Source organism: Actinokineospora sp., assembly GCF_050699995.1.
Taxonomy (GTDB): Bacteria; Actinomycetota; Actinomycetes; order Mycobacteriales; family Pseudonocardiaceae; genus Actinokineospora.
Window position 1 is genome coordinate 16,973 of record NZ_JBOHGC010000322.1, and the last position, 16,610, is coordinate 33,582.

At 69.4% G+C, this 16,610-nt stretch carries 21 protein-coding genes and 1 pseudogene; 15 read left to right on the plus strand and 7 right to left on the minus strand.

Going from position 1 to position 16,610, the window contains the following annotated elements:
• The first annotated feature begins 19 nt into the window (after positions 1–19).
• From ACRDSQ_RS15835 to ACRDSQ_RS15845, 3 genes and pseudogenes are all read left to right on the plus strand, one after another.
• Positions 20–262 (plus strand): type II toxin-antitoxin system Phd/YefM family antitoxin, encoded by a 243-nt coding sequence (locus tag ACRDSQ_RS15835; RefSeq protein WP_431421962.1) that lies wholly within the window; start codon positions 20–22, stop codon positions 260–262.
• A complete protein-coding gene (locus ACRDSQ_RS15840; RefSeq protein WP_431421963.1) occupies positions 259–681 on the plus strand; it encodes a type II toxin-antitoxin system VapC family toxin in 423 nt (140 codons plus the stop codon). The genes ACRDSQ_RS15835 and ACRDSQ_RS15840 overlap by 4 nt, the downstream gene beginning before the upstream one ends.
• A gap of 17 nt (positions 682–698) precedes the next feature.
• A pseudogene (locus ACRDSQ_RS15845) lies at positions 699–844 on the plus strand (Fic family protein); the annotation flags it as partial.
• 51 nt (positions 845–895) lie between these two features.
• On the opposite strand, the gene ACRDSQ_RS15850 reads toward ACRDSQ_RS15845, so the two are convergent.
• Positions 896–1,099 (minus strand): hypothetical protein, encoded by a 204-nt coding sequence (locus ACRDSQ_RS15850; RefSeq protein ID WP_431421965.1) that lies wholly within the window; start codon positions 1,097–1,099, stop codon positions 896–898.
• Between the two features lie 59 nt (positions 1,100–1,158).
• Positions 1,159–1,395, minus strand: a complete 237-nt coding sequence (locus ACRDSQ_RS15855) for a hypothetical protein (RefSeq protein WP_431421966.1) — start codon at positions 1,393–1,395, stop codon at positions 1,159–1,161.
• Between the two features lie 194 nt (positions 1,396–1,589).
• On the opposite strand from ACRDSQ_RS15855, the gene ACRDSQ_RS15860 reads away from it, so the two are divergent.
• Entirely contained in the window at positions 1,590–2,750 is a 1,161-nt protein-coding gene (locus tag ACRDSQ_RS15860) for an alkaline phosphatase PhoX (protein WP_431421967.1), read from the plus strand.
• 45 nt (positions 2,751–2,795) lie between these two features.
• Here ACRDSQ_RS15860 and ACRDSQ_RS15865 read toward each other — a convergent pair whose 3' ends face one another.
• Positions 2,796–3,092, minus strand: coding sequence for a 4a-hydroxytetrahydrobiopterin dehydratase (locus tag ACRDSQ_RS15865; RefSeq protein ID WP_431421968.1), 297 nt, complete (start codon positions 3,090–3,092; stop codon positions 2,796–2,798).
• 260 nt (positions 3,093–3,352) lie between these two features.
• Here ACRDSQ_RS15865 and ACRDSQ_RS15870 point away from each other — a divergent pair, with 260 nt between their 5' ends.
• The 4 genes from ACRDSQ_RS15870 (at position 3,353) to ACRDSQ_RS15885 (ending at position 8,497) form a co-directional block, all read left to right on the plus strand.
• Positions 3,353–4,573: an RNA-guided endonuclease InsQ/TnpB family protein gene (locus ACRDSQ_RS15870; RefSeq protein ID WP_431421970.1), complete on the plus strand. Its 1,221-nt coding sequence runs from the start codon at positions 3,353–3,355 to the stop codon at positions 4,571–4,573.
• 287 nt (positions 4,574–4,860) lie between these two features.
• A complete protein-coding gene (locus ACRDSQ_RS15875) occupies positions 4,861–5,895 on the plus strand; it encodes a thiamine ABC transporter substrate-binding protein (RefSeq protein ID WP_431421972.1) in 1,035 nt (344 codons plus the stop codon).
• A gap of 35 nt (positions 5,896–5,930) precedes the next feature.
• Positions 5,931–7,490: an ABC transporter permease gene (locus ACRDSQ_RS15880; RefSeq protein WP_431421988.1), complete on the plus strand. Its 1,560-nt coding sequence runs from the start codon at positions 5,931–5,933 to the stop codon at positions 7,488–7,490.
• On the plus strand, positions 7,487–8,497 hold the full coding sequence (locus ACRDSQ_RS15885; RefSeq protein WP_431421989.1) for an ABC transporter ATP-binding protein: 1,011 nt from the start codon (positions 7,487–7,489) through the stop codon (positions 8,495–8,497). Before ACRDSQ_RS15880 ends, ACRDSQ_RS15885 begins: the two co-directional genes overlap by 4 nt.
• On the opposite strand, the gene ACRDSQ_RS15890 is transcribed toward ACRDSQ_RS15885, so the two are convergent.
• From ACRDSQ_RS15890 to ACRDSQ_RS15900, 3 genes are read right to left on the minus strand one after another with little or no spacing between them, the layout of a single operon-like run.
• The gene (locus ACRDSQ_RS15890) at positions 8,481–9,350 is read right to left on the minus strand and encodes an ABC transporter permease subunit (protein WP_431421974.1); all 870 of its coding nucleotides are present in this window, start codon (positions 9,348–9,350) and stop codon (positions 8,481–8,483) included. The genes ACRDSQ_RS15885 and ACRDSQ_RS15890 overlap by 17 nt on opposite strands.
• Positions 9,347–10,339, minus strand: a complete 993-nt coding sequence (locus tag ACRDSQ_RS15895; protein WP_431421990.1) for an ABC transporter ATP-binding protein — start codon at positions 10,337–10,339, stop codon at positions 9,347–9,349. The genes ACRDSQ_RS15890 and ACRDSQ_RS15895 overlap by 4 nt, the downstream gene beginning before the upstream one ends.
• Before the next feature lie 20 nt (positions 10,340–10,359).
• Positions 10,360–11,445 carry a LolA family protein gene (locus ACRDSQ_RS15900; protein ID WP_431421976.1) on the minus strand — a complete coding sequence of 362 codons (1,086 nt, stop codon included), beginning with the start codon at positions 11,443–11,445 and terminating at the stop codon, positions 10,360–10,362.
• 143 nt (positions 11,446–11,588) lie between these two features.
• Here ACRDSQ_RS15900 and ACRDSQ_RS15905 point away from each other — a divergent pair, with 143 nt between their 5' ends.
• The 3 genes from ACRDSQ_RS15905 to ACRDSQ_RS15915 are packed head-to-tail and all read left to right on the plus strand — an operon-like array spanning position 11,589 to position 14,274.
• Positions 11,589–12,305, plus strand: a complete 717-nt coding sequence (locus ACRDSQ_RS15905) for a response regulator transcription factor (RefSeq protein WP_431421977.1) — start codon at positions 11,589–11,591, stop codon at positions 12,303–12,305.
• A complete protein-coding gene (locus tag ACRDSQ_RS15910) occupies positions 12,302–13,630 on the plus strand; it encodes a sensor histidine kinase (protein ID WP_431421978.1) in 1,329 nt (442 codons plus the stop codon). The genes ACRDSQ_RS15905 and ACRDSQ_RS15910 overlap by 4 nt, the downstream gene beginning before the upstream one ends.
• Positions 13,627–14,274: a (deoxy)nucleoside triphosphate pyrophosphohydrolase gene (locus tag ACRDSQ_RS15915; RefSeq protein WP_431421979.1), complete on the plus strand. Its 648-nt coding sequence runs from the start codon at positions 13,627–13,629 to the stop codon at positions 14,272–14,274. The genes ACRDSQ_RS15910 and ACRDSQ_RS15915 overlap by 4 nt, the downstream gene beginning before the upstream one ends.
• Here the strand turns inward: ACRDSQ_RS15915 and ACRDSQ_RS15920 are convergent.
• Complete coding sequence (locus ACRDSQ_RS15920) at positions 14,255–15,037, minus strand: siderophore-interacting protein (protein ID WP_431421980.1); 783 nt, start codon at positions 15,035–15,037, stop codon at positions 14,255–14,257. The two genes, ACRDSQ_RS15915 and ACRDSQ_RS15920, sit on opposite strands and share 20 nt — an antisense overlap.
• Positions 15,038–15,217: 180 nt before the next feature.
• Between ACRDSQ_RS15920 and ACRDSQ_RS15925 the strand changes: the two genes are divergently transcribed.
• From ACRDSQ_RS15925 to ACRDSQ_RS15940, 4 genes are read left to right on the plus strand one after another with little or no spacing between them, the layout of a single operon-like run.
• Entirely contained in the window at positions 15,218–15,562 is a 345-nt protein-coding gene (locus ACRDSQ_RS15925) for a hypothetical protein (RefSeq protein WP_431421981.1), read from the plus strand.
• Position 15,563: 1 nt separating this feature from the next.
• A complete protein-coding gene (locus tag ACRDSQ_RS15930; RefSeq protein ID WP_431421982.1) occupies positions 15,564–15,896 on the plus strand; it encodes a hypothetical protein in 333 nt (110 codons plus the stop codon).
• On the plus strand, positions 15,893–16,216 hold the full coding sequence (locus ACRDSQ_RS15935; protein WP_431421983.1) for a hypothetical protein: 324 nt from the start codon (positions 15,893–15,895) through the stop codon (positions 16,214–16,216). Before ACRDSQ_RS15930 ends, ACRDSQ_RS15935 begins: the two co-directional genes overlap by 4 nt.
• Positions 16,216–16,491, plus strand: coding sequence for a hypothetical protein (locus tag ACRDSQ_RS15940; protein ID WP_431421985.1), 276 nt, complete (start codon positions 16,216–16,218; stop codon positions 16,489–16,491). Before ACRDSQ_RS15935 ends, ACRDSQ_RS15940 begins: the two co-directional genes overlap by 1 nt.
• The last annotated feature ends 119 nt before the right edge of the window (positions 16,492–16,610 follow it).

Genomic DNA, 16,610 nt, shown 5'->3' on the forward strand with positions numbered 1-16,610 from the left:
TACATGGAGGGTGGTTGTCATGGCGGTCATCACTGCGCGCGAATTCAACCAGGACGTCAGCGCCGCCAAACGGGCAGCTTCGAGCGAGCCCGTCGTGATCACGGATCGTGGCGAGCCGTCCCATGTGCTGCTGTCGATCGAAGAGTATCGACGACTCGTGGCCGACGAGCGAAGCATCGTCGACTGGCTGAGCATGGAAGACGATGACATCGACTTCGAGCCGGAGCGGTTGGACGTCACGTTGAAGGCCGCGGACCTGTGAGCTTTCTGCTCGACACGAATGTCGTCAGCGAGCTGCGCAAATCTGAGCGTGTGGCGGATCCAGCTGTTCGATCATGGGCACGATCGCAGCGCACCAGTGAGCTATGGATCAGCGTCATCACCGTCATGGAGATCGAAATCGGAATCGCTCGGCTGGAGAGGCGTGATCCCACGAGCGGCAAGAAGCTGCGTGCTTGGCTGGAGAATGATGTGCTGGAAGGGTTCTCGGGGAGAATCCTGCCAGTGGATATGGGCGTCGCACGGCGTGCCGCCGCACTGCATGTCCCCGATCCACGGCCGGAACGGGACACCTTGATCGCGGCAACCGCGCTGGAGCACAACCTCATCGTGGCCACCCGAAATGTCGCCGACTTCTCGGTCGTGGGTGGCGACATCGTCAATCCTTGGTCGGCCACCTGACCTTGTGCCACACCGCTCTGCTGGAGTCCGCGGCCCATCGCCCGCGGACCGGGGTGATGGGCAGGACGCCTACGCGTCCGTGCACGAGAAGGCGGCCGTGCTCCTGCAATCGGTCGTGCGGAACCACGCGCTGATCGACGGAAACAAGCACTTGTCCTGGATCCTGTCAGTGGGTGATAAGCCGTGGGAGCGACGACGCTGACCACAGGCGAGACTAGCCCGAGCCGCCGAACTGTTCGTTGTACACCGACTCCATCAGGGCGTCGGTCGCGTCCTGTGCCGCCTGTTGTGCGGCCAAGGCTGCTTGTTGCGCCGCCAGCATCGCCGCTCGTATCTGCTGGAGTCTCGCTCGCGCCCGGGCTCGCGCCTGGATCGCGGGAAGCGTCGTGAGGGCTGCCACCAGCGTCTGCGGATCCATGAACTCCGTGAGATGGGCCTGCAGTTCGGGCGGTAGATCGGCCAGCCCAATCGGGTTACTTATTTCGTCACCCTTCCCCGATGTACTGCGCCGCCATCGACAGCAGGTATTCGACTCGCGCGTTCACGGCTTCGACTTCCTGCCGCAGCGCTTCGATTTGCTTCGAAGAAGGCCATGACGGCGTCGTAGTCGGTGTCGTCGGTGGATTGGGTCAGCGATCCCAGGTCCTCCACGCCCCAGTGCTCACGCAGCTGTTGCTGGACGTCCGGGTCGAGCTCTTCCAGGGAGGTGGTCATCCTCCGAGGGTCTGCTTCCGATACCCGGGACGCGAGGTCCGAAGGGGCGGCCATCGGGGCCGTGGGGGCGTTCGTCCTTCAGCCCTTAGCCTCCGGAGCACTCGATCGTTGATTCCATTTCACCCGATCCAGCTACTTTGCTCGACGCACGGAAACCGTGCCGACACGCACAGTGACACGATCGGAGCCTGACCGTGGAACGTCGTAACTTCCTCCGCGCGGCCGTCGTCGGTGGCGCCGCCACCGTCTTCGGCGGCGCTGCCTGGGCGCCCGCCTTCGCCGCTCCCGCCCAGCCCGGGCCGAGCCCGTATGGCGCGCTGCAGGCGGCGGACGCGAACGGGATCATGCTGCCCTCCGGTTTCACCAGCCGGGTGGTCGCCCGTTCGGGGCAGAAGGTGACCGGCACGAACTACACCTGGCACAACGCGCCGGACGGCGGGCACGTCTTCGCCGATGGCACCGGGTGGATCTATGTCTCCAACAGCGAGGTCTCCAGCACCGGTGGTGTCGGGGCGATCAAGTTCAACTCCAGCGGCTCCATCACCGGCGCTTACCGGACCCTGTCGAACACCAACGTCAACTGCGCGGGCGGCGCGACGCCGTGGAACACCTGGCTGTCCTGTGAGGAGGTGACCGCCGGCCGCGTCTACGAGACCGACCCATGGGGCGTCAACGCCGCCACGGTCCGTCCCGCGATGGGTGTCTTCAAGCACGAGGCGTGCGCCGCGGACGCCGACCACGGCTACATCTACATGACCGAGGACGTCAGCGACGGCTGCTTCTACCGCTTCCGCCCCACGACCTGGGGCAATCTGTCCAGCGGCACGCTGGAGGTCATGAAGGGCACGAACTCCCAGACCAGCGGCTCGGTCACCTGGGGTGTCGTGTCCGACCCGGACGGCAGCCCGACCGCCACCCGCAACCAGGTCTCCGGCGCGAAGCGGTTCAACGGCGGCGAGGGCTGCGTCTACGCGAACGGCACCTGCTGGTTCACCACCAAGGGTGACAACCGGGTGTGGGCGTACAACGCCAACAACTCGACCATCGAACTCGCCTACGACGACTCGCTGGTCGTGGGCGGCGGCGCGCCGCTGACCGGCGTGGACAACATCACCCGGGCCACCAGTGGGGAGCTGTTCGTCGCCGAGGACGGCGGCAACTTGGAGATCTGCGTCATCACGCCGAGCGACATCGTGGCGCCGTTCCTGCGGGTCACCGGCCAGAGCAGCTCCGAGATCACCGGGCCCGCGTTCACCCCGAACGGGCAGCGCATGTACTTCTCGTCGCAGCGCGGCACATCCGGTTCCAGCAGCGGCGGCATCACCTACGAGATCACCGGGCCGTTCAACACCTGATCATGAATCCTGGGGCGGCGTCGCGACGGCGTCGCCCCAGGGCGGTCAGGCCGTGATGGCGTCGATGATCCCGTCGATCTCCTCGGCCAGACCCACGTCCAGCGCTGTGATCCCGCCCTTGGCGTGGGTGCTGCACCTGAACGTCAAGGTGGCCCACCGGATGTCGATGTCCGGGTGGTGGTTGTTGTTCTCCGCGACCTCGGCGACCCGGTTGACGACCTGGATGGCCTGCGAGAACCCACTCAGCTTGACTTTCCGCACCAGTTCGCCTTCACGCAGCTTCCAGTCCGGCAGCGTGCCGAGGGCCACGCCGATCTCATGCTCGCTCAACAGTTGGGGCATGACCCCATAGTGGCCCCAACCCGGGGTTGGCACCCGTCGGATTGTCAATTAGCGATCAAATGGTGTTATGCGTGCCAATCCTCGTCTTGATTGTTCCGATGTGCGCGCAGCTCGGGTTGATCCGGCAGGGAGTATGTCGAGTCGCGGTTTCGTCGGTGGGTGTCCGTAGCGTGGGTGGGGTCGTCCTATGGTCGGTCGCAGTTCGATCGGGGTATGACCAGGTGGGATCCTTGTTTGTGCGTTGCCGCAAGGGGGGCGTGGTGAGTAGGCAGGGGTTTCGGGTGGAGTTGGCCCCGACGGAGGAGCAGCGGATTCGGCTTGGGCAGCATGCGGGGTTGTCGCGGTTGGTGGAGAACTTCGCGTTGGAAACGGTGAAGGCCGCCCTTGATCAGCGTGCGGCGGAGAAGACCTACGGAATACCCGAAGGCGAGTTGACCTTGGTGCCGTGGTCGGCGCCCGCGTTGGAGTCCGCGTGGCGTGCCGCGCACCCCGACCGGTTCCCGTGGTTTGTCGAGGCCGGGTTGTCCTCCCGGGTGCCGAAGGAGGCGTGTCGGGTCCGGGCGGCCGGATTCCGCGCCTTCTTCGATAGCCGCTCCGGCAAACGCAAGGGCCGCACGATCGGGTTCCCGTGCTGGCGCAGACGCAAGCACGGTGGCCGGTTCCGCTACGACGCCGACCGCGCCACACCGGTCGACCCGCGCACGGTGCGGCTGCCCGGGGTCGGGAAGGTGGCCACCCGGGAGGACATGTCCTGGTTGGTGGATCGGCTCGCGGCCAGTGACGCGCGGGTGTTGGGCGCGACGGTGAAGGAGCGGGCCGCGCGCTGGTGGATCTCATTCCAGATCGAGGTCGACCGCGCCGACCTCGACCAGCGGCGCGCCGCCCCGCCGGATGCCCCGGCGTGCGGGATCGACCTCGGTCTGACCACCTTCGCAACCATCGTCGACACCGACGGCACGCTCACCGAGATCCGGGCCCCCAAGCCGCTCAAAGCCGGGCTACGGAAGTTGCGGAAGGCGAACAAGGCGTTGGCCCGGTCCCAACGGGGTTCGGCGAACCGGGCCAAACGGCGTGCTGAGGTGGCCCGGGTGCACCTGCGGGTCGCGAACCGGCGCACTGATTTTCTGCACAAGACCACCACACGGTTGGCGAGAACCAAGTCGGCCATCGCGGTGGAAACCCTCAACATCACCGGGATGACATCCAACCGCAGGTTGGCCCGGGCGATCGCTGACGCCGGGTGGGGCGAGTTTGCCCGGCAACTCGACTACAAGACCAACTGGTACGGATCGCGGCTGTGGAAAGCTGACCGCTGGTTCCCCAGCTCTAAAACCTGCTCGGCTCCCGGGTGCGGGCAGCAACATGGTGGGCTCACCCTCGCCGAGCGGATCTGGACCTGTGGCGGGTGTGGCGTGGTCCATGACCGGGACCGCAACGCCGCCGCCAACCTCCTGTCGGCCATGCTCGCCGATGCCGCGTGACCGAGCCTCTCACCGGGCGGTTCCCCGGAGAGACGAAACGCCTGTGGAGACCATGTCAGACTCCGGCCCCGCCGGAGCAACGGTCAGTGAAGCAGGAAGAATCACTCAGATTCAAGGAACAGCGTACGCTCGTCACCGCCACGGGAGTCCCGGGAAGCGAGTTCGCCGCAAGCGCCGCCCAGGACTGAGAGGAGGGGCGTGCCCTCGACCGTCCGCACCTGATCCGGGTCATGCCGGCGCAGGGAGGTTCTCGTGGCGTGCCCACGCCCCGAGGAGGAAACAGACCCATGCGCAGGCTCTTCACCCTGACCGCCGTCGCGTTGTCCGTGGCCATGACCGCGAGCTGCTCGCTGTTCGGCTCCGATGCCACCGACGGCAAGGTCGTCCTGGTCACCCATGACTCGTTCGAGTACGACCAGGCCGTGTTCGACAAGTTCAAAGCCGACACCGGCATCACCGTCGAGGTCCGCAAGAGCGGCGACGCCGGCGCGCTGACCAACCAGCTGGTGCTCACCAAGGCCAGCCCGCTGGGTGACGTGGCGTTCGGTGTGGACAACACCTTCGCCTCCCGCGCGCTCGACGAGGGTGTCTTCGCCGAGTACCGCAGCCCCGAGGCCGACAAGGGCCCGCAGCGCTACGCCGTCGACGACACCGGCAGGCTCACCGCGGTCGACTTCGGCGACGTGTGCGTCAACGCCGACCCGGCCGCGCTGGCCGCCGCGAACGTCCCCGCGCCGACCTCGCTGGAGGACCTGGCCGACCCGAAGTACAAGGACCTGCTGGTCGTCGAAGACCCGGCGACGTCCTCGCCTGGTCTGGCGTTCCTGCTGGCGACGGTGTCGCAGTACGGTCAGAAGGACTTCCAGAGCTACTGGGCGCGCCTCAAGGCCAACGGAGTCAAGGTCGTCAGCGGCTGGGAAGAGGCCTACACCCAGGAGTTCTCGGGTTCGTCGGGCAAGGGGAAGCGGCCGCTGGTCGTGTCCTACGCGTCGTCGCCGTCGGCCGAGCTCGACGACAAGGGCAAGCCGCGCACGGCCGCGCTGCTCGACACCTGCTTCAAGCAGGTCGAGTACGCGGGTGTGCTGACCGGCGCGAAGAACACCGAGGGCGCCCGCAAGGTGCTGGATCTGCTGCTGTCGGCGGACTTCCAGAGCAAGGTGCCGGACAAGATGTACGTGTACCCGACCCGTGAGGGTGTGGAGCTGCCCGCCGCGTGGGCGGCGACCCCGCCCGCGGTGAACGCGAGCACGCTGCCCGCGGCGGACATCGCGGCCAACCGGGAGCGGTGGATCGAACAGTGGCGCGCGGCCGTTCGCGGCTGAGACTGCCGGACGGCACCGGCCCGGCACTGCTCGGGCTGGTGCCGTTGGGCTTTCTGGCGGTCTTCTTCCTGTGGCCCGTGGCCGCGATCATCCAGCGCGGCCTCGGTTCCAGCGGCTTGGGTCGGGTGCTCGGCTCGCCGGACACGTGGTCGGTGGTGCTGTTCACCGTTGCCCAGGCGGCGGCGTCCACGGTGGTCGCGGTGGTCGCGGCGATGCCGGTGGCGTTCCTGTTGGCCCGCTGCGCTTTGCCCGGTGCAGCCCTGGTGCGGGCCGCGATCCTGGTCCCGTTCGTGTTGCCGACTGTCGTGGTGGGGCTGGCTTTCCGGTCGCTGATGCCCGACGGCGGGGTGCTGTCGATCGTGCTGGCCAACGCTTTCTTCAACGTCGCCGTGGTCGCCCGGACTGTCGCCGGCCTCTGGTCGCACCTGGACCGGCGGGCCGAGGACGCCGCCCGCGCGCTCGGCGCGTCGCCGCTGCGGGCTTTCACCTCGGTGACCCTGCCCGCGCTGCGGCCCGCGATCGGGTCGGCCGCCGCGATCGTCTTCTTGTTCTGTGCCACCAGTTTCGGTGTGGTGCTGCTGCTCGGCGGAGCCCGGTACCGAACGCTGGAGACGGAAATCTACCTGCGGACGGTCGACTTGCTCGACCTGTCCGGCGCCGCGGCGCTGTCGCTGATCCAGATCACCGCAGTCGTCTCGGTCCTGGTGCTCGCGGCCCTCGCGCGCCGCCGCCGGGAGACCGCGATGGCGCTGCGGGCGCGCACGGAAACCACCCGGCGTCCCCGCGGCGGCGAGTGGTGGGTGGCGGGCGCGGCCTATGCCGTGGTGGCGTCGCTGATGGTGCCGATCGTCGCGCTCGTCCTCCGCTCACTGTCCACATCGGACGGCTGGGGCCTGGACGGCTACCGCGCGCTGTCCGGCACGGGTTTCCGCGGATCGCTGCAGATCTCCGGCATCGACGCCGCGCTGAACTCGCTGCGCGCGGCGACGGACGCGACGCTGCTGGCCTTGGTGCTTGGTGTTTCGGCGTCGGTCGTGTTGGTGTCGCTAGGGCGGAGCCGCGCCCACCCCGGTTTCGTCGACAGCCTCGACACGGCGCTGATGCTGCCGCTCGGGGTGTCCGCCGTGACCGTCGGCTTCGGCTACCTGATCACCCTCGACGCCCTGCCCGGAGACCTGCGGACGTCGGCGGCGCTGGTGCCGCTGGCGCAGGCCATCGTGGTGACACCACTGGTGATCCGGATGATCCTGCCGGTCCTGCGCTCGGTCGACCCGCGCCTTCGGCAGGCTGCGGGTTCCCTCGGCGCGAGCCCGTCGCGGGTGTGGCGCGAAGTCGACATCCCGTTGGCGGGCCGGTCTTTGCTCGCCGCCGCCGCGTTCGGCTTCGTCGTCGCCCTCGGCGAATTCGGCGCGACGAGCTTCCTCGCGCGGCCGGACTCGGCGACGCTTCCGGTGGTGATCGGCCGGTTGATCTCGCGCCCGGGGGAGCTGAACAACCAGATGGCCTACGCGGCCTGCACGATGCTCATGGTGGTGACGGTCGCGGTGGTGCTGCTGGTGGAACGCCTGCGAGTGCGTTCGGTGGGGGAGTTCTGATGCTCAAGGTGGACCTGCTCGACGTGGCCTACGGTCCCATTCTCGCGGTGTCGGGGGCGGACCTGGAGATCGCCGACGGTGAGGTGGTGGCGCTGCTCGGCCCGTCCGGCTGCGGCAAATCCACCCTGCTGCGAGCGATCGCCGGCCTGGAGCGCCCGACCAAGGGCACGATCTCCTGGAACGGCAACGACCTCGCCGGAGTCCCCATCCACCGCAGAGGCTTCGGCCTGGTCTTCCAAGACGGCCAACTCTTCCCCCACCGCGACGTCGCGGCCAACGTCTCATTCGGACTTCGCATGCGCGGACAACATCCCACGCTCGAGCGGGTCGACGAGATGTTGGAGTTGGTGGGGCTCAGCGGTTACGGGAACCGCCGGGTCACCGAGCTGTCCGGCGGTGAGCAGCAGCGGGTCGCGCTCGCCCGCGCGTTGGCGCCCCACCCGAGGCTGCTCCTCCTCGACGAACCACTGTCCGCTTTGGACCGTGCGCTCCGCGAGCAACTCGCCATCGATCTCGCGCGGCTCCTCAGGGAATCCGGCAGCACCGCGCTCGTCGTCACCCACGACCACGACGAGGCCTTCACCCTCGCCGACCGAGTCGCCGTCATGCGCGCCGGCCGGATCGTGCAGGTCGGCAAACCCGACGAGGTGTGGCGCCGCCCGGTCGACGAGGCCACCGCACGGTTCCTCGGCTGCGACCTCTTCCTCGACGCCACCGCCGAGAACGGCATCCTGACCTGCGAGTTCGGCTCCGTCCCAGTCCCCTGGGCGCCCGATGGCCCGGTGACAGCGGGCTTGCGGCCCGCCGCCCTGCGGGTGGGGGACGGGCCGACCGAGGCGACCGTCGCCGCCCGCGTCCACCGGCGCGACCACGTGCGGCTGGTCGTCGACACCGGCGACCGCCAGGTGGATGCCGTCGCCGGGATCGCGGACGCACCCGAGGTCGGCGCCCGGGTGCGGCTGGTCCTCGACCCCGACGGTGTCGCCATGCTCAGCCGTCGCGGCTGAGCATCCGCGAGAGTGCCAGCGAGTAGCCGATCACGATGTAGCAGCCCGCCCGCAGCACGCCTTCGGTCAGCGTCCCCGTCGGCAGCGGGTCGCGGATCACCTCGGGGATGCTCATCCAACTCGTGGTCATCAGCACCGGGTCCAGCCAGTCCAGCGCCGGGATCGCGCTCAGCACCCCGGACAGGATGACCACGCCCAGCGCGACCACGACCACGATCAGCGGGTGCTCGGTCCACGCCGACACCGCCAGCGCGACCGCGGCCAGAGCCCACACCTGCACGGTCACCAGCAGCACCGTCAGCAGGATGCGCCCGAGGGCTTCCCCCAGCGGCAGCGTCGTGCCCGACATGGTCATCATCCCGTCGCCACCCAGCAGGATGACTCCGGCGATCGTCCCCGTCAGCGCCATCAGGGCCACCACGAACAGCGTCACGGTGGCGACACCGAACGCCTTGAGCGCCAGCAGCCGCGGCCTGCTCACCGGAGCCAGCAGCAGCGTCCGCATCGTGCCGCTCGCCGCCTCACCGGCCAGCGCGTCGGCGGCCAACATGGCGCCGGTCAGCGGCAGCAACATGTTCAGGCCGATGATCAGCGCGAACACCGGCAGCAGCAGACCGTTGCCGTCGACCAGCCCGGCAATTCCCTCGTCGACCGAGTTGCCGCTGTTCGCGCCCGCGTCGGCGGCGATCCAGATGCCGACGCCGGCGATCATCGGGACCAAGGCCAACAGGCCGACCAAGATCAGCGTTCGCGGCCTGCGCAGGACCATCCGCAGCTCCGAGCGCAGCAGCCTGCCCAGCGGGGCGCGCCGCGCGTCGGGCCGCTGGACCTCGCCGAGCGTCATGGCGGTCATCGTGCTTCCTCCGGAATCGGGAGGGCCAAGTCGAACTCGGCGTCCTCGGCCGCGGCGCCGTCCTCGGTCAGCCGGGCGAACAGGTCCTCCAGGCCGGTGCGGTCGCGGCGCACCTCGTGCACCGGCACACCCGCGCGCACCAGCGTCTCCACGACGGCGGGCGCGGTGGTGGCCGTCAGGTCGGCGCGGACACCGTCCGGCACGGCCCGAGCCGGGATCCTGTTGTCGCGCAGGGCATCCACGGCCAGGGTGATCTCCGGTGTGGTGACCAGCAGACCGGCGTTGCCGGAGTCGAGCAGTTCCGCCAGCTCGCCCTGGGCGACGACCGTGCCCTGGTTGAGCACGGCGACGTGCGTACAGGTCGCCTCGACCTCGGCCAGCAGGTGCGACGACACCAGCACCGTGGTGCCCGCGGCGTGCAGGTCGGCGATGACCGACCGCACCTCGCGGGTGCCCGCCGGGTCGAGCCCGTTGGTCGGCTCGTCGAGGATGACGAAGCGGCGGGGGACCAGCAGCGCGGCGGCCAGGCCGAGGCGCTGCTTCATCCCGAGCGAATACCCCTTGTAGCGCCGGTTCGCCGCGCCGGTCAGCCCGACCCGTTCCAGCGATTCGCTGACAGCGGCGGGAATCCGGCTGCTGTGCAGGTGCGGCTCGGCAGCCGCCAGCCGCAGCAGGTTCTCCCGCCCGGAGAGGAACGAGTGGAAGCCGGGGCTCTCGACGAGCGCGCCGACCTCGGGTAGCGCGGCCGCCGCGCCATCGGGCAGGCGGTGGCCGAGCAACTCGACCTCGCCCGCCGTCGGCATGACCAGGCCGAGCAGCATGCGGATGGTGGTGGTCTTGCCTGATCCGTTGGGGCCGAGCATCCCCAACACCGCGCCCATCGGGACGTCGAGGTCGACGTGGTCCACCGCGACCGTGCCGCGGTAGACCTTGCGCAGACCCCGGGTCCGGGCGGCGAGCGGGATGGCCGCGGCGTTCGCCGCGACCATCCCAAGCCCGGTTTCGCGGGTCACTTCGCCCCGATGGCGTCGACGAGCACCTGCTGCGGCACGGCGCCAAGGGCGGCGCGGCCGTCGGCCGTCACCAGGAGCGTGCCGACCTTGGAGCTGATGACGTACCCGGTGCCGAACGGTCCGGAGACCTCCTTGCCGAACTGCTTGAGCAGCTGCGTCGGGTCGGTGGAGCCCCGCTCGCCCGACTTGGCGTCACCACTGAGCAGGCCCGCCGGCACCTTGCCGACCAGGACGGTGTCCCAGCCCTCGCCCACGGCCTTGCCGTCGATGCTCTCGAACAGGTTCTGGTGCTCCTTCATCTCAGCCTCGGACGGCTTGTGGTCGCCCGGCTTCGACTCGGTCACCTTCGCGCCCGCCGGCGGGGTGTAGGTGAACAAGGACGCGTCCTGCGCGCCGGTTTCGAAGTCGGTGAACCCGACCCGCAGGGCGGGCTCGGCCTGCCCGTTGGCCAGGACCTCCAGCCGCAGCGGGAGCCGGGTTTCCGAGTCGACCGCCACCCGGACCTCACGCAGCAGCGTGCGCTCGGTCGGCTTCGGGGTGAGGACGAGCTGGTAGACCGGCCGGTCGGCGACACGTGCGGTGCCGTCGACGGTGATCGTGCTGTCCTTGCCCATCAGCGCGATGAACTCGCGGGCCGCGGCCGACGGGTCGGCCAGCTTGTGCTCAGCCGTCTTCTCCTCAGTCGCGCTGCCCACCATCTTCTGCACCGACCGGTCGGCCGAGTTCCAGATCCAGGTGGTGGTCCCGTCGTGCACGATGGTGCGCTCCGAACCGCCCTGGCTGACCGAAACCCGCGCGCGGCCCTCGCCGTCGGTGTAGACGTGCGCGGCCTCCCCACCCGAACGCGCCTGCGGCAGACCCGGAACCGGGAGGCCGAGGTCGCTGGTGAACTCGACCGCCCCCGACATCGCCGGGATCTTCTCGGTCTTGATGACCGACTCGACCAGCGCCTCCGGGCTGATCTCCGGCAGCGCGGGCGGCTGTTCGCCCGCACCGGCGGGCGTGGCGAGCAGGATCAGCCCGACCACCCCCGTGGCCGTCCCCGCGGCCGCGACGGTCAGCGCCGTCCTCTTCCTGTCCATGCTGTTCTCCCCTGGTTCGGGTTGTGTTCCCGCACCACAGAGACTGCACCCGGCGACCTGAGATGGCGCTGAGAGCGCGTCGGTCGCTGAGAACCCGCTGAGAGTGACACTGCGAAACCGCCGGGGACGGCCATGATGACAGGGTGAAACCTCGGGTTCTGGTGGTCGACGACGAGCTCGGCGTGCGCCGGGCGCTGCAGCGCGGGCTCACCGCCGAGGGCATGGACGTGGTGGTGGCCGCCGACGGGCCCAGCGCGCTGCGGATCGCGCTCACCGGGACGTTCGACGTCATCCTGCTCGACATCATGCTTCCGGGCCTGTCCGGTTACCGGGTCCTGGAACGGCTGCGTGCCGAAGGCGTCGGGACCCCGGTGCTGCTGGTGTCGGCCAAGGACGGGGAGGTCGACCAGGCCGACGGGCTCGACCTCGGCGCCGACGGCTACCTGGTCAAGCCGTTCTCGTTCGTCGTGCTGGTCGCCCAGGTGCGCGCGGTGCTGCGGCGCACCGCCGAGGACGCGTCCGGCCGCAAGGTCCGCCTCGGCGACCTGGAGATCGACCGCGGCAGCCGCGAGGTCCGCTTCCGGGGCGAGCCGGTGGCGCTGAGCCCCCGCGAGTTCGCCGTCCTCGATGTCCTGGCGGGACGGGCGGGCGCGGTCGTCACGAAGGACGACCTGCTGCGCGCGGTCTGGGGCGACGAGCAGGCCGCCACCCGTAACGCCGTCGAGGTCTACGTCGGCTACCTGCGCCGCAAACTCGACGCGGCGGGCGCCGAAGGCATCGTGCGGACCGTGCGCGGCCACGGCTACCTGGCCTCCACCAGCGAGATCGACGACGTGCTCGACCCGGTCCGGCCCAGGTGAGAGACCCGCGCGGCCTCTGGCTCCGCCGGACGATCCGGTTCCGCGTCACCACGGTCACCACCGTCGTGACGCTGGCGGTGCTGCTGGGGCTGGCCGCGGTGAGCAGCAAGATGATCGGCCCGCTGCTGGTGGACTCGGCCGACACCGAACTCTCGGCGTCGCTGTCGGCGGCCACCGCGCGGGTCGAGGTCGGCGAGCCCGCGGCGGCGTCGGCCAACATGCAGGTCCGGGTGCTGGACACGGCGGGGACACCCGTCGACGGCGGCCCCGCGGTGAACCTCGCTCCGGCGGACGTGCGGGTCCTCAAAGCGGGCACACCGGTGCTGCGCAAGGACGAGAAACCGCCCGCACGCTGGCTCGGAACCGTCGCCACCGCACCGGATGGCAGCCAGCGGCTGGTCGTCGCGGGGACCGCCATCGTCGGCTACGAAGCCGCCCACCACCGGGCCCTGAAGTGGCTGCTGATCGCCGCCCTCATCGTCGCCGCCGCGGTGGCCGCGACGACGTGGGTCGCCGTGCGGTCGTCACTTCGCCCCGTGGAACGCATGCGCAGCGCCGCGGGCAGGCTCGGGCCGGGCCGCAGACTCCCGATTCCCGAGGCTCACGACGAACTACGCTCCCTCGCGGGCGCTCTCAACGCCCTGCTCGCCCGCCGCGACGAGGCCACGGACCGCCTGCGCCGCTTCACCGGCGACGCCGCGCACGAGCTGCGCTCCCCGGTCGCGTCGATCCGCGTGCAGGCCGAGGTCGCCGTCACCCACCCCGACCCCGACCTGTCCCACGAGGTCCTCAGCGACGTCGTTCGCGAGGCGGAGCGGCTGTCGTCGCTGGTCGACGGCCTGCTGACGCTGGCCCGCTCGGACGCGGGCGAGGTCCCGCCCGCCGAACCGGTCGACCTGGCGCTCGCCGCCGCCGACGCGGCCACCCGCTGCCGCGGCGACGGTCCCGCCATCCAGCTGCACGTCCCGCCGACGCCGTGCTGGGTGCTCGCCGCACCGGCCGAAGTGGACTTGGTGTTGGACAACCTGCTCCGCAACGCCCTGCGGCACGCCCGGGCGCAGGTGACGGTCACCGTTCTGGTCGCCAGCAAGGTGATCCGGCTCGTGGTGGACGATGACGGCCATGGCATTCCGGAGGAACACCGAACCCGAGTGTTCGACCGCTTCTACCGAATCGACGACGACCGCGCCCGCAGCGGCGGCGGCACCGGCCTTGGGCTCGCCCTGGTCGCGGAGGTCGTGCGCAGGCGCGGGGGAGCGGTGCGGGTGAGCGAGTCCCCGGAGGGCGGTGCCCGCTTCCAGGTCAGCTGGCGGGTCGCCCGATGAGGGCACGGTCAGCCGCGTTCGGCGCGGAGGGCGTGCTGGATCCGTCGCGCGCGGGGTTGGTCGGGGTGGGTGACGAGATCCGGATCGGGTGGTCGCGGATGCGGATCGTGGAACTCGGTGTGGACGGCCTGCGCGCGGTCCGGGTGGGCGGGCTTCCCGCGCCCGCGTTGGAGATTCCGTCCACGGCGCGCGTGTGGTCGCGGGTCGCTGCTCGAGTGCGGGCGAAGGCGGCGGCGTTGGCGGAGGCGCGGGTGGTTGTGGGCGCGGCCATCGTCCGTGACGGTCGATTGCTTGCGCAGCAACGGTCTTACCCGGCGGAGGCGGCGGGCCTGTGGGAACTGCCGGGCGGCCGGGTTGAGCCAGGGGAGTCCGATGTGGACGCGGTGCGACGGGAATGCTTGGAGGAGTTGGGAATCGACGTCACGCCGACGGACCCCGTCGGCCCGGACGTGGTGCTGCGCGACGACCTGGTGCTGCGCATCTACGGGGCCACGCTCGATGCGGGAGAGCCGCACCCGCATGACCACCAGGCGCTGGCGTGGCTGACCGAGGGAACGCTGGACGCGGTCACCTGGCTGCCCGCCGACCGAGTCCTGGTCCCGGCGCTTCGGACGTATCTTCGTCTCAGCGCCAGTATCCGGTGAAGGTCACGGAATCCTTGGGCATCTTCCGATCGCCGACAAGGTGCCGCCGCACACCCGCGGCGAGCTTCTGCCCGCCTGCGACGAACGCGTAACCCGGTCCGCTCGGCAGCGTGGCGGCCCGCACAGCGTCGAGCGCCCTGTTCTCGTTGCGCACCAACCAATGGATCTCCGCTCCCGCGGGCGCGTCCATCAGTTGCGCGTCGTCGGCGTGCGGGATCTCGATGTACACCGCGGCGCGCAGGTCGCGTGGGGCGGAGCCGAGGATGCCCATGATGGCGGGCAATGCGGTCTCGTCGCCCACGAGCAACTGCCACTCAGCGCCCGGGGTCGGCTGGTAGGTCACGCCCTCGTCGAGAATCCCCAACTCGGCGCCCGGGGCGGCAGCCTTGGCCCACGCTGACGCGACACCGAGGTTGCCGGACTCGTCCGCGTGCAGAGCGAAGTCGATGTCGATCTCCGGCCCGTCGCTGAACAGTCCCGCTTCGCGATGGGCGCGCACGGTGTAGTTGCGCCCGATCGGCCGGATGTCCTTCGGCATGAGCATGTACTGCGCGAACCAGGCGCCGTTCGTCCAGGTCGGCAGTCGCAGCCCCTTCTCCGTCGGAAGAAAGAGCCGGAACCACTGGTCGAAACCCATGGGAGTGAAGTCCCGCAACGACTCCCCACCGATGGTGACGCGCACGAAGTTCGGGCTGAGCTCCTTGCTCGCGACGACCTGGGCGGTGAGGAACCGCCGCTCCTGCGGCTTGCTGCGGTTGGTCATGGTTCCCTCGTCCGTCAGGCGACAAATGAAGTTAGGCTAGCCTAACAATCGTGCCGGGGCGCTCACTCGGTTCGCCGGCGCGATGGCGGCTACGCCGTGCCCTCGGTGGGCTACTGTGAGTTGCGTCTCACTGTTGGGGATCCGACGAATGGAGTAACGCGACCCTGCCAGGCTTCGCTTATGAGTGAAGGATTCGCATGCAAAACGAACGACCTGAATCTGGGGCAGGAAGCGATTCTGCGTAATGCGAACCATGTCGGGCGCATGGCCGAGTACGGAGCAGGACTTCGGCCGAGTTCGGGTGCATTTTCGCCGATCGCGAGCAATTTCGAGGGCGCCTATGTCAAAACGGTCGAGACGCAGATAGTCGTGCTCGGGCAAATGAGAGAAAAGCTCACAATCGTGTCGCAGGCTGTCGAGGCGTGCAAGGCGGCGTATGTCGCTGCTGACGAAGCGAACGCGCAGTTGATCGACGAACTCCTGAGTGAACTCAACATGATCAAGATAGATCTGGGGATCCACTGACATGACCGGAAGTTTCGTCGACACAGTCGACGTTCCCGCGATCCTGGTTCCGCCGCCGTCCTACGCGGGCGACATGGACCGCAAGATCTCCGAGGTGCGCAGTCACGCGGGCATGATCGAGGACATCTGGCAGTTCTTCTTCGGGGAGAGTCTGATCGAGATGCTCGTGACGGGCAATTGGGGTGAGTTGCGTTCGATCGCCGACGGGTGGGACAACCTCGCCAAAGCGTCCGCGGGTGTGCAGGAAAACCTGAACAACGTCAATGAGGCGTTGGCCGCCACTTGGGAGGGCGACGCCTGGCACGCGTGCTATCGGTACATGAACGAACGGTGACCGAACTACGCGCCGACCTCCGCCGCGAAGCTGACCGTCAGGCAGCCGACCCGGCGCGGGCGCAGCACGAGCGCGACTTCGCCGACGCCGCCCGGACCGGTGCTCTCGGCGCCGGCATGAAGCGGCTCCAAGAGCGGATGGACCGTGGTGACTTCAGCTGGGAAGCCGTGATCACCGGGCAGGTCGATGACCCGACGCTGACCTCGGTGGCTATCCGCAGCATGTCCCGGATCAGGGACGCGATCGCCGCTGAGGCCCTGCCCGACCAGTCCGGCGAGTCCGACGAGGACTATTTCGACGATCCGATGGGGATCCGCTGATGGGGAACCTGCTCAACCTGCTCCTGTACTTGCCGACATCGCGGCGGGAGTGGTCGTGGTGGGTGGTTGTGCTGGGGGCGGTCTGCTCGATCCTGCCGGTGTTCGCGGGCCCATTCGACGCGGCTCTGGTGTGCGTGGTCGCGGGCGTGCCCGGGACTCTGTTCGGCGTAGCCGGGCTGCTCGACCGTGAGCATGGGTTGTGGTGGGCTTTCACGGGAACGCTGGTCATCATCGGCGGCGCAACGGCGTTCGCGTTTGTGCGAGCGGCGGGCTGAACTCCGACTATGGCGTCAAGCCTGTGCCATCCGCGCCCGAGAAGGCAGGTGCTTCCGTGGCGTCGGCTCTGGTGAGCGATATCCGGCACCCGTGATGGCGGGCGGTGGGGGGGGGGGGG

Coding starts and splice junctions, on each gene's coding strand:
- ACRDSQ_RS15865 (WP_431421968.1), bottom strand. CDS start 3,092: ATGCCCCAACTGTTGAGCGAGCATGAGATCGGCGTGGCCCTCGGCACG.
- ACRDSQ_RS15920 (WP_431421980.1), bottom strand. CDS start 15,037: ATGACCAACCGCAGCAAGCCGCAGGAGCGGCGGTTCCTCACCGCCCAG.
- ACRDSQ_RS15915 (WP_431421979.1), top strand. CDS start 13,627: ATGAGGGCACGGTCAGCCGCGTTCGGCGCGGAGGGCGTGCTGGATCCG.
- ACRDSQ_RS15940 (WP_431421985.1), top strand. CDS start 16,216: ATGGGGAACCTGCTCAACCTGCTCCTGTACTTGCCGACATCGCGGCGG.
- ACRDSQ_RS15855 (WP_431421966.1), bottom strand. CDS start 1,395: ATGACCACCTCCCTGGAAGAGCTCGACCCGGACGTCCAGCAACAGCTG.
- ACRDSQ_RS15930 (WP_431421982.1), top strand. CDS start 15,564: ATGACCGGAAGTTTCGTCGACACAGTCGACGTTCCCGCGATCCTGGTT.
- ACRDSQ_RS15890 (WP_431421974.1), bottom strand. CDS start 9,350: ATGACCGCCATGACGCTCGGCGAGGTCCAGCGGCCCGACGCGCGGCGC.
- ACRDSQ_RS15835 (WP_431421962.1), top strand. CDS start 20: ATGGCGGTCATCACTGCGCGCGAATTCAACCAGGACGTCAGCGCCGCC.
- ACRDSQ_RS15895 (WP_431421990.1), bottom strand. CDS start 10,339: ATGGTCGCGGCGAACGCCGCGGCCATCCCGCTCGCCGCCCGGACCCGG.
- ACRDSQ_RS15850 (WP_431421965.1), bottom strand. CDS start 1,099: ATGGATCCGCAGACGCTGGTGGCAGCCCTCACGACGCTTCCCGCGATC.
- ACRDSQ_RS15900 (WP_431421976.1), bottom strand. CDS start 11,445: ATGGACAGGAAGAGGACGGCGCTGACCGTCGCGGCCGCGGGGACGGCC.
- ACRDSQ_RS15925 (WP_431421981.1), top strand. CDS start 15,218: ATGAGTGAAGGATTCGCATGCAAAACGAACGACCTGAATCTGGGGCAG.
- ACRDSQ_RS15875 (WP_431421972.1), top strand. CDS start 4,861: ATGCGCAGGCTCTTCACCCTGACCGCCGTCGCGTTGTCCGTGGCCATG.